Origin of the sequence: Smaragdicoccus niigatensis DSM 44881 = NBRC 103563, from assembly GCF_000380645.1 — a bacterium.
Lineage (GTDB): Bacteria > Actinomycetota > Actinomycetes > Mycobacteriales > Mycobacteriaceae > Smaragdicoccus > Smaragdicoccus niigatensis.
This window is the reverse complement of the sequence record NZ_AQXZ01000017.1, coordinates 82243-96189: the sequence shown is the minus strand read 5'-3', so window position 1 is coordinate 96189 and position 13947 is coordinate 82243. Positions and strand designations below refer to the sequence as shown.

General features: G+C 64.7%; 14 protein-coding genes. 6 read left to right on the top strand and 8 right to left on the bottom strand.

The genetic code is table 11. The features are described 5' to 3' along the window. Positions 1–28: 28 nt before the first annotated feature. The gene (locus F600_RS0113120; RefSeq protein WP_018161083.1) at positions 29–421 is read left to right on the top strand and encodes a VOC family protein; all 393 of its coding nucleotides are present in this window, start codon (positions 29–31) and stop codon (positions 419–421) included. A gap of 11 nt (positions 422–432) precedes the next feature. Here F600_RS0113120 and F600_RS0113115 read toward each other — a convergent pair whose 3' ends face one another. Genes F600_RS0113115 through F600_RS0113100 form a run of 4 tightly spaced genes read right to left on the bottom strand, consistent with a single transcriptional unit; the run spans position 433 to position 4827 of the window. After that, positions 433–1137, bottom strand: coding sequence for an ABC transporter ATP-binding protein (locus F600_RS0113115; RefSeq protein ID WP_018161082.1), 705 nt, complete (start codon positions 1135–1137; stop codon positions 433–435). Further along, positions 1134–2789, bottom strand: coding sequence for a branched-chain amino acid ABC transporter ATP-binding protein/permease (locus tag F600_RS0113110; RefSeq protein WP_018161081.1), 1656 nt, complete (start codon positions 2787–2789; stop codon positions 1134–1136). The genes F600_RS0113115 and F600_RS0113110 overlap by 4 nt, the downstream gene beginning before the upstream one ends. After that, positions 2789–3664: a branched-chain amino acid ABC transporter permease gene (locus F600_RS0113105; RefSeq protein WP_018161080.1), complete on the bottom strand. Its 876-nt coding sequence runs from the start codon at positions 3662–3664 to the stop codon at positions 2789–2791. The genes F600_RS0113110 and F600_RS0113105 overlap by 1 nt, the downstream gene beginning before the upstream one ends. Then, complete coding sequence (locus F600_RS0113100) at positions 3664–4827, bottom strand: ABC transporter substrate-binding protein (protein WP_018161079.1); 1164 nt, start codon at positions 4825–4827, stop codon at positions 3664–3666. Before F600_RS0113100 ends, F600_RS0113105 begins: the two co-directional genes overlap by 1 nt. Before the next feature lie 279 nt (positions 4828–5106). Here F600_RS0113100 and F600_RS0113095 point away from each other — a divergent pair, with 279 nt between their 5' ends. After that, positions 5107–5388, top strand: a complete 282-nt coding sequence (locus tag F600_RS0113095) for a hypothetical protein (protein ID WP_018161078.1) — start codon at positions 5107–5109, stop codon at positions 5386–5388. A gap of 12 nt (positions 5389–5400) precedes the next feature. Here F600_RS0113095 and F600_RS0113090 read toward each other — a convergent pair whose 3' ends face one another. Continuing rightward, entirely contained in the window at positions 5401–8019 is a 2619-nt protein-coding gene (locus F600_RS0113090) for a helix-turn-helix transcriptional regulator (RefSeq protein WP_081628833.1), read from the bottom strand. Between the two features lie 282 nt (positions 8020–8301). Here F600_RS0113090 and F600_RS0113085 point away from each other — a divergent pair, with 282 nt between their 5' ends. The 4 genes from F600_RS0113085 to F600_RS0113070 all read left to right on the top strand — a co-directional run bounded on the left by F600_RS0113085 (position 8302) and on the right by F600_RS0113070 (position 11828). Continuing rightward, the gene (locus F600_RS0113085; protein WP_018161076.1) at positions 8302–8697 is read left to right on the top strand and encodes a hypothetical protein; all 396 of its coding nucleotides are present in this window, start codon (positions 8302–8304) and stop codon (positions 8695–8697) included. 112 nt (positions 8698–8809) lie between these two features. Beyond that, positions 8810–10237: a sugar porter family MFS transporter gene (locus F600_RS0113080; protein ID WP_018161075.1), complete on the top strand. Its 1428-nt coding sequence runs from the start codon at positions 8810–8812 to the stop codon at positions 10235–10237. 61 nt (positions 10238–10298) lie between these two features. Beyond that, complete coding sequence (locus F600_RS0113075) at positions 10299–11531, top strand: glycoside hydrolase family 3 protein (protein ID WP_156024577.1); 1233 nt, start codon at positions 10299–10301, stop codon at positions 11529–11531. Positions 11532–11534: 3 nt separating this feature from the next. Next, positions 11535–11828, top strand: a complete 294-nt coding sequence (locus F600_RS0113070) for a DUF1905 domain-containing protein (protein ID WP_018161073.1) — start codon at positions 11535–11537, stop codon at positions 11826–11828. 7 nt (positions 11829–11835) lie between these two features. On the opposite strand, the gene F600_RS0113065 is transcribed toward F600_RS0113070, so the two are convergent. From F600_RS0113065 to F600_RS0113055, 3 genes are all read right to left on the bottom strand, one after another. Then, positions 11836–12162, bottom strand: coding sequence for a TfoX/Sxy family protein (locus F600_RS0113065; RefSeq protein ID WP_018161072.1), 327 nt, complete (start codon positions 12160–12162; stop codon positions 11836–11838). A 123-nt stretch (positions 12163–12285) separates the two neighbouring features. Further along, entirely contained in the window at positions 12286–13485 is a 1200-nt protein-coding gene (locus F600_RS0113060; RefSeq protein ID WP_018161071.1) for an RNA polymerase sigma factor, read from the bottom strand. After that, positions 13482–13883, bottom strand: coding sequence for a YciI family protein (locus tag F600_RS0113055; protein WP_018161070.1), 402 nt, complete (start codon positions 13881–13883; stop codon positions 13482–13484). Before F600_RS0113055 ends, F600_RS0113060 begins: the two co-directional genes overlap by 4 nt. Between the last annotated feature and the right edge of the window lie 64 nt (positions 13884–13947).

The following is a 13947-nucleotide window of genomic DNA, read 5'->3' as shown; positions in this document are numbered from 1 at the left end:
TTCTCGACTGTCCAGGCATGGTGGACATGTGGCAGTTGAGTTGAACCACACGATCGTCCACGTACGAAACAAGGAAGCCTCGGCGCAGTTCTATGCCGAGATCCTCGGCCTTCCCGCGCCACGCCGATACGGACCGTTCCAGGTCGTCGAGCTCTCGAACGGCATTTCGCTGGACTTCATGGACGCGGAAGGCGACCATGCCCCACAGCACTATGCGTTTCTCGTCTGCAACGACGAATGGGATGCCATCTTCGGCCGAATCCGGGATCGAAAGCTCGACTATTACGCGGACCCGTTCGGGCACGAGCCGGGGAAACACAACACACATGACGGTGGACGCGGCGTCTACTGGCGAGACCCCGACGGCAATTCGCTCGAGATCATCACCGTCCCCTACGGCGGTTGGGCTTCTTCGGTCTAGAGGGTTTCTCACTACTCGAGACCGAGATAGGCGTGCACGATCCGTTGGTCGTGCAGCAGTTCGCCGGCCGGACCGGAGTGGGCCACCTCGCCGACCTCCATGACATAGCCCGTGTCGGCGGCCCGCAAGGCGCGCCGCGCGTTCTGTTCGACGAGAACGACAGTGGTACCGGTCGATCGGATCTCCTCGATCACCCGGAACACTTCGTCCACCGCACGCGGCGCCAATCCCATCGACGGCTCGTCCATGAGGATCACGCGCGGTGTCGCGAGCATCGCTCGAGCGATAGCCAGCAACTGTTGCTCTCCACCGGACAACGCCGACGCCGGCAACTGCCGCCGCTCGCCGAGAACCGGAAACCGGGAATACAGCTCGTCGATCGACGCCTTCAGGCTCGACCGTCGATTCCATCCGCCGAGCTGCAGGTTCTCCGCGACCGTCATCGTGCCGAGGACGGCCCGCCCTTCGGGAACGAGGACCAGGCCCGCACGAACCAGCCGGTGCGCGGGCCAGCCGGTGACGTCGCGGCCATCGAACACGACGCGGCCGGACTTCGGTTTGAGCAGTCCCGCAACGGCATTCATGAGCGACGACTTACCTGCGCCATTGGCACCGATGACGGCGACGAGCGATCCGGCCTCGGCTTGGAACGAGACCTCGCGCACCGCACGCACCCGTCCATAACTGACGTCGAGCTTGTCGACCTCCAGGATCACGAGACCGCCTCCGACCCGAGGTACGCCGCAACCACCGCTGGATTCGAGGTGATGTCCGCGGGTGTCCCATCGGCGATGAGCGCACCGAATTCGAGCACGAGGATGCGCTCGCAGGTGTTGAGCACCATGCGCACGTTGTGCTCGATCAAGAGCACCGTGGTGCCGTCCGCCGCGAGTCGGCGAATGACATCCGAGAGTTCCGCGGCCTCGACGTGATTCATGCCGGCCGCAGGCTCGTCGAGGATCAGCAATGCCGGATGCGCCGCGAGCGCGCGCGCGATCTCCACGCGGCGACGGTCCCCGTAGGACAGTTGCGAGGCCTTGGTGTTCGCCTGCTCGCTCAACCCGACCCGGGCCAGCGCAGCGGCCGCCCGGTGGAGAACGTCTCGTTCATCACGGCGTGCGGACGGTAGCCACACCAGTCGGCGGAGGACGGTCGGCCGGCTGACGACGTGCGCGCCGATCACCACGTTGTCGAGCACGGTGAGCCGGTCGAAGAGCTTGGACTGCTGGAACGTCCGACACACTCCGGCAGCCGGAAAGGTGTGCGGTGCAACGGTACCGAGGTCGATTCCAGCCACCACTCCGCGTCCATGACTCGGAATGGTCAGTCCGGTGAGGAGGTTGACGAGGGTCGTCTTACCTGCGCCGTTCGGGCCGATCAGTCCGACGACGTCTCCAGCTCGAATCTCGAGCGAGACGTCGCGAACGGCGTGGACACCGCCATAGTCCTTGCTGATTTCGGTGAGCGACACCAATGGCGTCCCCGGCTCCGGCAGCGGCTTCATTTCCACGGTCGCGGTGCCGGTCGGAACCTTCGATCGGCGCAGCGGGATCAACCCGGCGAACCCGCCGGGGAGGAAAAGGATGACGACGAGCAGCAGGATGTTCGAGATGAGTGGCCGAATCCAACCCGCCTGAACGCCCACTGCGCGCTGAATCTCGGGAACGAGCGTGAAGAACGTACTACCGAGCAGCGGGCCGACGAACATCACTGCGCCGCCGACAACAGCCGTGACCAGTCCGTTCACCGCGGCCGGGAAGTTGAAGTCGTTCGGCGAGATGAGCCGCGAGAAGTAGGAGATGAGCACGCCGTACACGCCCGCGATCGCACCGGCGGCCACGAAGGCGAACATCCGGTGACGGGTCACGTCGATCCCCATCGCGCGCGCGGCAAGTTCGTCCTCACGCACCGCGGTCAGAGCCCGCCCGAGCCGCGACGGAGCCAGTCGCCAGAACCAGTACGCGACGACGATGAGTGCCGCCCACGCGATTCCGGGAGTGACCCACTTGTGGACGACGGTGCCGTTGGCTCCCCCGGTCCAATCCGGGAGGTTGATGAGGATGAGCCGTACCACTTCGCCGAATCCGAGCGTGGCGATCGCCAGATAGACACCGCGCAGCCGCATCACCGGAATGCCCAGTACAAACGCCGCGCACGCGCCCACCGCGGCCCCGACCGGGACCCCGATGATGATCGGGTTCAGTCCCGCAATCGCGTGGTCCGGAACGACGAGCGTCGCGGTGAAGCCCCCGAGGCTCGCGAATCCGGCTTGCGCCAGGCTCAACTGGCCGGCGTACAGCACGGCATAGAAGGAATAGGCGAAGAGCGCCGTCAGCGCGATGAAGGTGACGGTCGACGGAGTCAGCATCAGACTTCTCGAACCTTCTTGACCCCGAACATCCCCTCCGGACGCACGAGCAGAATCGCGAACAACAGGCCGAACGCGATGACGTCCCGCCACGACGACCCGATGTACGCAACCGCGAAGACCTCGGCGAGCCCGAGCAGGATGCCGCCCACCATCGAGCCGAGCAGGGAACCCATCCCGCCGACGATGATGACCGCGAGGCCTTTGAGTTCAATGGCGAATCCCATTCCCGGCTGCGCGGTGTTGACATTCAATGCCAGGAGCACGCCGGCAACGGCACCGAAGGCCGAGGAGATGGCGAACGTCGTCGATGTCACCATGTTGACGTTGATGCCGAGAACCTTTGCCGCCGTAGGGTTCTCCGCGACGGCGCGCATCGCCCGACCGAGCCGGCTGCGCTGCACCAATGCCGCCAGTCCGACCATCAGGCCGAAGGCGATCACGAGGATCAGGACCTGGATCAGGGTGACGCGCGCTCCCCCGAACTCCCAGGCCGTCGGCGGAAACGCGTCGGGCGGGAAGCGGCGGGTGTCCGGGCCGAACCGGGCTTGCAGCAACGACAGCAGGATTCCGCCGAGTGCGATCGAGCTGATGAGCCCCGCGAAATGGGCATCCGGTCGCCCGGCGAGCGGACGGAAGGCGACGCGTTCGATGATCAGCCCAAGCAGCGCACCGACGACGAGAACGCCGACGATGGCGAGCCAAATGGGCAGCCCGCCGGTCACCACGAACTCGATGCCGACGTACGCCGCCACGGTGAAGACCGCGGAATGCGCGAGATTCAGTCGATCCAGTACCCCGAACACGAGCGTGAACCCGATCGCGAACAGGGCATAGATCGAACCCGACGAAATTCCGTTGAAGACCTGCTGCATCAGTGGAGCAGCTGGTACTTACCGTTCTTGATGGTGTACACCACCGGCGGGTGGACGGCGTCCCGGTTCGCGTCGAACGAGAAGTTGCCCAGCGGGGTCTGCATGTTCACGATCTCGGCCAGGTTGTCGCGAATCGCGTTGCGGTCGGTCGAGCAGTCTGCGCGAACCGCCTGGTCGACGAGGAGCAGACCCGTGTAAGCCTGTGCTGCGAACTGGTCGGGGTCGGCCTTGAACTTCCGCTTGTACGAGTCGAGGAAGCCGGCGTTGGCCTCGGTCTGGTTGGCCTGGTTCCAGGCGGCACCGACGACAACGTTGTTGGCCGCAGCGCCCGCATCCTTGATCAGCTTCGGGGTGTTGAAGCCGTTGCCGCCGATGATCGGCACGTTGATGCCGAGCTCGCGCGCCTGCGTGACGAGCGGAACGCCGGCTTCGATGAGGCTCGAGACGACGATCGCGTCCGGGTTCTCCGCCTTCGCGTCGGTGAGTAGTGCGTGGAAATCCGTGTCCGCCTTCGAGAAGGTGATCGTCTTGGCGACGGCTACCTTCTCGGCGGCGAGCGCCGCGGCAAACGCGTCGTAACCGGACTGCGTGAAGGCATCGTCGTTGGCGTACATGACGACGACCTTCTTGAGCCCGAGCTTCGCCTTGGCCTGCTGGATCGTGTTCGGGATGACAACCGCCTCGGTGAGCGAGTCACGGAAGACGTAGTTTCCGATGGAGGTGATACCGGCTGCGGTATTCGAGATTCCGAGAACCGGAACCTTGTTCTCCTGCGCGATCGGGTCGGTGACCTTTGCGGCGTTGGACAATGTCGGTCCCAAAAGCACTGACATGCCGCCATCGGCGAACTTCTCGAAGATCGAGATACCTTGCTTCGGGTCCGTCGCATCGTCTTCATACGAGACCTCGTACTTGACGCCGCCCTTGTCGTTGAGCTGCGCGACTGCGAGGTCGAGGCCGTTCTTCTGGGACTTGCCGTACGGCGCGGCCGCACCGGTCAGGCTGAGTGCGGCACCGACTTTCACCGGGTTCGCAAGCTGGCAGGTCTTCTCGGACCCCACGCCCTTCTCGCCCTCGGCCGACTTGTTGTCGTTGGAGGCGCAGGAGACCGCGCTCACCGCCAAGATCGGGGCAAAAACGGCTGTCAGCTTGTGAATACGCATCGGGCCTCCTCATCAGCCGAAGAATGTGGCGCTCATCATGTCAGACCCTAGTGATACGGACGACGAGATGCTTGGTAAACCTTGTGCAACGCGTTCGGCGTGTACGACTGCCATCTACCTCAGCAGACGCTTAGCAACCGCCGGTCTGCGTATGTCCTGCAATCGAACTACGTAGGTCTCTACGCTATTGCGCCGCGTATTCCTTTCCTAGCGTGGAGGCAGGTCGGGCAGAACGCTCGATTCTCACCGCAATCACGCTCGGACTGTGAGGAATTCGCGATGGTAGAGATTGGAACCCGCTCTCAGTTGTCGGTCACCTTCCGGTCGCCGAGTGAGGGTGTGGTCCTGGTGCGCGCCAACCTGCGGGGTGCAGAGAACGCTCGCTTTCACTTCACGGTCTTCGACTATGACGAGGGTCGTTGCCTCGCCAGCTCCGGCTGCATCGAGGACGTCAAGACCGTCGTCTATGCGAAGTCCGGGCACAAGCTCGGCTGCGGTGTCTCGTGTTACGACGAGAACGGCATCATCGCTCGGAGTTACACGTACGTCGTCGTGAAGTAGGCCGGGCGTCGCTCACCCGCGGCGGAACAACGCCGTCAACTCCATTCGCGTCGCGGAGCCGGTCTTCTGGAGCGCCCGCGAGACATGGCCTTCGACGGTTCGCGCCGACAGTCCGAGTCGAGCCGCGATGTCCTTGGTGGTGAGCCCGTCCGCGACCAGGGTTGCGACCTCGCGCTCGCGCACCGATAGATCCGGCATCTGGACCTGCTGCAACGCCGGCGTCCGGGCCCCGCATTCAGTGGCGATCCGTTGCGCATGCGCCGAAAGCTTGTTCGCCTTCGCCCGGTCACCGGCGCGTTCATAGTGCAGCGCCGCCTGGGCTGCGGCGTCGATGGCACCGATACCGTCGCCGAGCTTGGCGTAGCTGTCGCTTGCATCTTCGAGTGCCTCCGGCGACTTGGCAGCCAGGGCCCTGGCGTGTGCGGCAACCACCCCGGCACGCGGCCCCTCCGCGGAGGCTGCGAGTTCTTCGAGCCTGGCCACGGCAGTCGCGTCTCCCAGCTGCACCGCCACTTGCAGCACGAGAGTTTCGCTGAGCCGATCGCCGATCGCCGCGGCATCGCGCGCGACGTCGTGCGCGCGCGTAATGGCTTCGGCGACCAGGCCCTCGGCGGCCAGAACCCATACCTCGGCGACGCCGAGCGGACCATGCATGAACTTCAGCTGCGCCGGGAGGACCATCTTGAGCATCTGCCAGAACTGGCGGGCCGCCGCGGCCTCCCCGCGCATGGCATGCGCTTGCGACAGACACACCAACGCCCGCGGTGCCATGCCCCGCGCGGTCGGCTGCACCAGAGCTTCGTTGAGCCGCTGAATTGCGGCACCGGTCTGACCGTGACTGAACGCCTGCATGCCGAGCAACACGGTCGCCGGAGCGTCCGCCACGCCCGGCGGAACGAGCGAAGCCTCGTCGTCGAGTCGCGATGCGGTCGCGTCGAGTCGATCCGCGAAGCCCGCTCCGAGGTAGCCCGTGATCACCAGCGAGGCGACGTAAAACCGTAGCTGGGACGCTTCCGGCTCCGACGCAGCCAGCGAAAAGGCGTAGTCCGCCGCGGCTTCCATGTCGTCGATCCGGCCGAGCACGCCCGCACTCAGCACTCGTGACGCGGCGATCATCATGTCGACATACGGCGGGATCGACGATTTCTGCGCGGTGGTCGCGTCCGACAGCGCTCGTTCGAGTTCGCCCCTCGCGGCCAGAATTCCGGCCTTCGCACCCGCGATAGCGGGCGGCGCGAAACCCAGAACGGCAATCGCCTCGTTGAGAACCTGATCCGCCAGTTCGACCTGCCCGAGCCCACCCGTGAGATTGATCGCCCGCAATGCGATTGTGTGCGAATACAACTCGTCGTCGGGAGCGAGATCCAGCGAGGAAAGCACAGCATCGGCCTCCGCGCCCCGAAAGAGCGTCACCAGGATCCCCGCGTGACTCAGTCGGACTGCGGGCGCAGCGGAGATCGAGTTCGCAGCGTCCGCGAGGCGATTCGCGAGCGGAAAGTCGAACTGCGATAGCGCCGCGCGCGCACCGGAGACCAGCAGTTCGGGATCGAGCGGCACGTCGGCGTCGAGCGACAGCGCAGCGACGCGGAGGAGAACCCGCGGGTCCGACGAGTACGCCTCGAGGGCGGTCATCACCGCACCGCGGATTCGGCGCAGTCGAACCGTTCCCGCCTTTTCACGCCGCGCCTCACCGAAGAGCGGGTGCGCGAGGATCGCCTGGAGTTCACCGTCTCCAGTGGTCACCGAAATGAGTCGCTGCGCCTCGGCGGCCTCAACGGCCTCCGGCGACGACAAATCCGCCAGCACCGAAACCGGGAGGGGCTCCGACACCGCGAGGGCGTCGATGACGGTGAGCTGCGGTTCGGCGACCGCACCCATACGCGCCGAAATCAGGTCGCGAAGGTTCGGCGTCAGGGTCGGAGCGCCGGACCACAACCAAACGCCGCTCTCTTGGCTCAGCCGCCCAGTTGCCCGCTCGCCCTCGATTACTTCACGTAGGTAGAGCGCATTTCCCTGCGTGATATCCCACAAGCGCCGGGTGGTCGCGGTCTCGACTACCCCGCCGAGCAGCGTTTCGAGCAGGTCGCCGGCATCTTTGGGGTGCATGGGTTCGAGGTCGAGCCGATCAACCGTTCGACTGCGCCACAGCTCTGCAACCGAATCCGGACACGGCGATTCCGACCGATACGTCAGCAGCAAGGCGACACCACGCGCGGCGGCCTGTTGCAGTACGAACGCCGACGAGTCGTCGAGATAGTGAACGTCGTCGACATAGAGGACGACTCGCTTGCCAGGTGCTCCGACCGCCAGTCGGTCGACAAGACGCTCGGCCTGGGTGAACGGGTCGTTGCCGGGTTCGATGTTGTTTCGGCCGAACACGCTGAAGGCGATCGCCTGGGACGCCGGCGATGCGGTGAACCGACGCACCTCCCAACGGCTGCCGAGATGATCAACGAACTGTTGTGCGAGTGCCGACTTGCCCACACCCGCTTCGCCGGCGATGACCACGCCGGCGGTCAACGCTCCACGGTTGATCTCATCGAAGATCTTGCTGAGTCGATCGACCTCGCCAAGGCGTCCCACGAAAGGCCATTGGGACCGCCGGGTCGAGTAGCTCTGCGTGGGGGACATGCCCTACAAAATAGGGCCATCTGTCCCAGGTCGCGAAAACAAACGCCCAGCCTTTGGCTCATTCTCCAAGTCCCTATCCACTGTTCACACGACATCGCGAAAGGTCTTGGGACACGACGTCTCATTCAAGAGCCACGCCGAGCTGAGGTGAACAGACGGTTAAGACTTCAGCCTCAGCGGTACCTCAGGTTGCGATCTCGACGACGGGCCAAATAGGTTCACCGTGGTCCGGGGGCCACAACGCCTAGCCGACACACCACAACGAGAGCTTTTCGAAAACCCATGCAGTCCCAGAGTCACCATCACGTACTTCGTCGCATTCGCAATATCGCGTTCGTCGCCCCGATCTGCGCCGCCATTTTCGTCGGAACCAGCGCTCCCGCGACCGCGGCTGTCACCCCAGGTCCCGTCATGCCGACCTCGGCACCCACGTTCGCGCCGCTGCCCGCACCTCCGGCGAACATCCTCCCGCTGGCCCTGCCGCTCATCCTGGCGCACGATGCGCATGTCGCCCAGGACGAACAGAACGCCAGTAAACCCGCAGCCCAGCACCAGACATTCGTGCCCCTGACGCTGTCGGAGAGCTTTTCACCGCCCGCTATCGCGCTCGCCGGATTGGGCGTCATGACTCTGGCCGGCGGTACCGCGTTCGCGGCAGTGGCGCGGCGCCGAACTTAGATCACCGGACTTCTGCACTCCCCTCAACAAATCTCCATATCTGAGAGACGATGGAAGTGATCGATCTTGAGTGCCGGGCTGCACAGCTCGACGGGTCGACGTAGGGGGAAATATGAGCCACGGCGGTTCGTTCGAAGTCCTTCCATCCGACGAAAACGAAGAACACACCGGAAAGGGCGTCGTTCGGATCGCGTCGGTCGCAGCGCTCGGTGGATTCCTCTTCGGCTACGACAGTGCGGTCATCAACGGCGCGGTCGGGGCGATCGGCGATCACTTCCACGCTGATCCCGCATCGCTCGGATTCGCAGTCGCCTCCGCGCTCATCGGCGCGGCCGTCGGTGCTCTCACCGCGGGCGGCTTCGCGGACCGGTTCGGCCGCCTGTTCGTCATGAAGATTGCGGCGGTCCTGTTCTTGATCAGCGCAATCGGCACGGCACTCGCGCCCAATCTGGTGATGCTGGTCGTCTTCCGCATCGTCGGCGGGGCCGGCGTGGGTGTCGCATCGGTTATCGCACCCACCTACATCTCCGAGGTCTCGCCGGCGCGAATCCGCGGCCGCCTCGCGTCACTTCAACAGTTGGCGATCGTCACCGGTATTTTCATCTCCCTTCTGGTGGACTACATCTTCCAGTCTGCGGCAGGTGGCGCTTCGAAGGACTTCGCCCTGGGGTTGGAGGCCTGGCGCTGGATGTTCCTGGCCATGTCGATCCCGGCCCTGGCGTACGGCCTGCTGTCCCTCACGATCCCCGAGTCGCCGCGCTTCCTCGTCGCGGTCCACCGCATTCCCGAAGCGCGCAAGATCCTCTCGGCACTGCTCGGTGAGAAGGGCGTCGACATCAAGATCGACACCATTCAGCGGACTCTCGCCGTCGACAAGAAGCCGTCGTGGGTCGATTTGCGAGCCCCGGGGACTGGCTTGGCGCCCATCGTCTGGGTCGGCCTTGGATTGTCCATCTTCCAGCAGTTCGTCGGAATCAACGTCATCTTCTACTACTCGACGATCCTGTGGCAGGCCGTCGGCTTCAGCGAGTCCGACTCGTTCAAGATCACGGTCATCTCCGCGGTGGTCAATATCGTCACGACGTTCATCGCCATCGGCACGATCGACAAGTTCGGCCGAAAGCCGCTGCTCCTCATCGGTTCATCGGGAATGTTCGTGACCCTGGGTGTGATGTCCTACATCTTCGGCACCGCACCTGTCGTGGACGGAATTCCGCAGCTCAGCGACGTCGAGGGAATCGTCGCCCTCCTCGCCGCGAACTTGTTCGTCGTCGCCTTCGGAATGTCGTGGGGACCGGTCGTGTGGGTGCTGCTGGGCGAGTCCTTCCCGAACCGCATCCGTGCTGCCGCCCTCTCCTTTGCAGCCGCGGGTCAGTGGGTAGCGAACTGGGCGATCACCGTCAGCTTCCCGTCACTCAAGGACTTCTCGCTGGGCTTTGCCTACGGCTTCTACTCGCTCTGCGCGCTGCTCTCCGGAATCTTCGTCTGGAAGTGGGTCGAGGAGACGAAGGGCAAGGAACTCGAGGACATGCACACCTAGGGGACCTCCCCCCACCGGCGGCGAGACGAAGCTGTCATACCGACCCTCTAAGGTGGGCGGCGTGAGACGGGCTCGAATCTTGATCGCGGCAACGGTGGCAACCATGGCGGTCGCGTGCGGCAACTCGACGCCGTCATCCCACGTCGCCCAACCGGCACCCGCCGTTGTCCAGTACAACTGGGGTCCCACGTCCGCCGATGTCGAACGTGCCCGGAGTCTCATCAGCGGTTGGGACTCGGATCGCCTCGCCGGCCAGTTGATCGTCGGACGCTTCAAGGGAACCGACCCGGCGGTCGCCGCCGATCTCGTCCGCCGCCTTCACCTTGCCGGCATGTCCGTCCAGGGTTCGAACGTCACCGATGCCGCGCAAGTCCGCGCTCTCACAAAGGCGATCACGGACGCCGAGCACGCGGACGGCCGCGACTTTCCGCCGATCATCGGTGTCGATCAGGAGGGTGGAACGGTCGAGCATCTGCGTGGCATCGCCACCGAGTTCCCACCCTTCGCGGCCGCCGGCGCAACGATCGAGGCTGACCCCGTGACCGGCCCCAAGGTCGTTCAGGAAGCGGCCCGCACGCTCGGACTCGAACTGCGCGACTTCGGCTTCACCTGGGTCTTCGCGCCCGACGCGGACGTGACGATCGGTCCCGGCGACGTCACCATCGGGACCCGCTCCGCCTCCCGGAACGCGGACACTGCATCGAAGGCGGTATCGGCTGCGATCACGGGTTACCACGATGCCGGAATCGTCGGTACGCCCAAGCATTTCCCGGGGCACGGGTCGGCCACGACGGACAGCCACGTTTCGTTACCCAATATCTCGAAGTCGATGGACCAGTTGCGCAATGTCGACCTCAAGCCGTTCGAGAGTGCGATCCAGGCAGGCGCCAACGCGGTCATGGTCGGTCACCTCAACGTTCAGGCCGTCGCGCCCGGGATGCCCTCGACTCTCGCGCCCGAGATCTACAACCTGCTCCGCGACGACCTCAAGTTCGAGGGCGTCGTCCTGACCGACTCGATGGGTATGGGTGCCGTGATGAAACGGGATCAGCCCGAGGTCAGCGCACTGCTCGCCGGCGCGGACCTCGTGCTCATGCCCGCCGACCCCGCGATCGCGCACACCGCGATCAAGGCCGCGATCGACAGCGGCAAGCTGCCGAAAGAACAGGTCATCGACAAGGTCGCGAAGGTCATCGCGCTGCAGATGTGGCAGCAGCGAGTCGCCGACGAGAAGGCGATTCCCGCGGACATCTCGACCCAGGCTGCCCGCGCGGCGTCCGCTCTGGAGTGGTGAGCAGTGGCCTGGACGTTCGAGTCGGAGTTGTTTCTGTGGCAAGGCGACGCTAGTTCCTGGACGTTCCTGCGGATTCCACTCGATGTCGCCGACGCGATTCGCGACGAGCAGTTCGGGCCGCGAAAGGGCTTCGGCTCGGTGAAAGTGTTGGCCACGATCGGCGATTCGCAGTGGTCGACATCGGTGTTCCCGGAGAAGGAATCCGGGAGCTTCCTCCTTCCGGTGAAGAAGCAGGTGCGGACCGCCGAGAGGGTCGCGGGCGGCGATCCGGTGACGGTCCGACTGGAACTCGCCTGATCTCGCCTTACTTCGGCGGCAGCGTCTTCGCGTAGCTGACCGCGTGGCGCACCCAACGGGCCATCGCAGCATCGCTCTCCACGGCGTCCGCGGTCACCCGCAGCCACCCCTTCATCTCCCGCCCACGCATCTCCATCGGGCTGACGCCGGGTTCGTCGAGAACACTCTGGTCGTCGGGGTCGGACCGAACCAGCAGTCCACCCTGCCCGCTCGCCGCGACGGACATGTTGCCGTTCAGCAGGAAGGCGAGACCGCCGAACATCGCCTTTTCGACGACGCTCTCCCCAGCTAGAAGTTCCCGGATCCGGTTGGCGAGGTCGCGATCGTAAGCCACAGAGAAACCGTAGATGGTGGCGCATCGGGAAGGCTGTCGGAGGGACAAGTCTCGCGAAAATCGCGTTGTACGAAACGTACGTTTCGCACAAACCGCTGTGCGTGAGTAACTAGGTTGCGGCGGCTAGCCCATGCGCAGTCGCGCCGCCTGAATCGTCAGATAGTCACGTTCCGGAACACTCGTCGTGAGCCGTGCTGCGCGCTCATAGTTCGCGATCGCGGCGTCGTAATGTCCGGCCATTTCGTGGAGATGGCCGCGCACCGCGTCCAAGCGGTGACTTCCCTTCAGCGGATCATCGAGGCCTTTGGTGGCGAGTAATCCCGCAGCCGGTCCGTTGACCATCGCCACGGCGACCGCCGCATTGAGTGAGACGACCGGGCTTGGCGCGACGCGCTCGAGAATTCGGTAGAGCGCCAGAATCTGCTCCCAGTCTGTTGCTTCGGCACTCGCGGCCTGAGCATGGACCGCAGCGATGGCCGCCTGGATCTGATAGGGGCCGTTCAGCCCCTGTTTCAGTGTGCGAGTCACCAGCCGCACACCTTCAAGAATGAAGTCCCGATTCCACAATCGGCGATCCTGCTTCGCGAGCGGAATGAGTTCCCCGTGCTGCCCCGAACGCGCACCCCGGCGAGCATCGGTCAGCAGCATCAACGCAAGCAGTCCGGTGACTTCCGGGTCGTCGGGCAGGCTGCTCTGGATCTGCCGCGTGAGACGGATCGCCTCATTGGACAGATCTGTCCGGTTCACCGCCTCACCGCTGGTCGTCGCATGCCCTTCGGTGAAGATCAAGTACAGGACGTGCAGTACCGGGCGGAGCCGATCAGTGCCCCCACGCTGGGCGAACGGCCGTTCCAGCTCGGCCAGCCGCTTCTTCGCCCGCCCGATCCGCTGCGACATCGTGGCTTCTGGTACGAGGAACGCTCTCGCGATCTCCCCGGTTGTCAGACCACCGACCGCCCGCAATGTCAGCGCGATCGCGCTCGCGGGCGGCAGTTCGGGATGGCAACAGAGGAACAGCAATTCGAGCGAATCGTCGACGGAGACAGCGTCCGCGTCCGACTCGAGCCGGGCCACCGTCTCCTCCCGCTCGCGTCGGGCGATCTCGGACCGGATGCTGTCGATCATGCGTCGGTGCGCGACCTGAATGAGCCACCCGCGCGGGTTGTCCGGAACGCCAGACTCCGGCCACTGCTGCGCTGCGATGATCAACGCTTCCTGGACCGCGTCCTCGGCGAGCCCGAAATCGCTCGACCGCCGGATGATCGCGGTCAGGACCTGCGGCGCCAATTCGCGCAGCAGGTCCTGCACCATCGTCAGATTCACGAGTCCGAGGCGGGAGCACTCATCAGAGCGCGGACCTCGATATATTCGCCGACGGGCTTGCCATCGGGGCCGGGGCCGGCCGATGCCTTCGCAGCGATCTCGATGGCTCGCTCCTGGCTCTCGACGTCGATCATCCAGTAGCCGGCGAGGAACTCCTTGGTCTCCGGGAACGGGCCCTCGGACACAACCGGCGCATTCCGGCCGTCGGACATCACGATGAGCGCCTGGTCCGGAAACGCAAGGCCCTGCGCGTCCACGAATTCACCCGTCTTCTTGAGCTCTTCGCCGAGCGCGCGCTGGAAGTCGATGTGCGCCTGGATCTCCTCCGGCTTCCACTGGGTGATGTCGGTGTCGCAGTAAGCGGTCGGTGCCCAGTGCTTCAGCAGCAGGTACTTCATGTCAGTCACTCCTTCTGGATTCGAGCGCCCCATCGGCGCTCTCACAGACAGGTCGGAGCCGTCA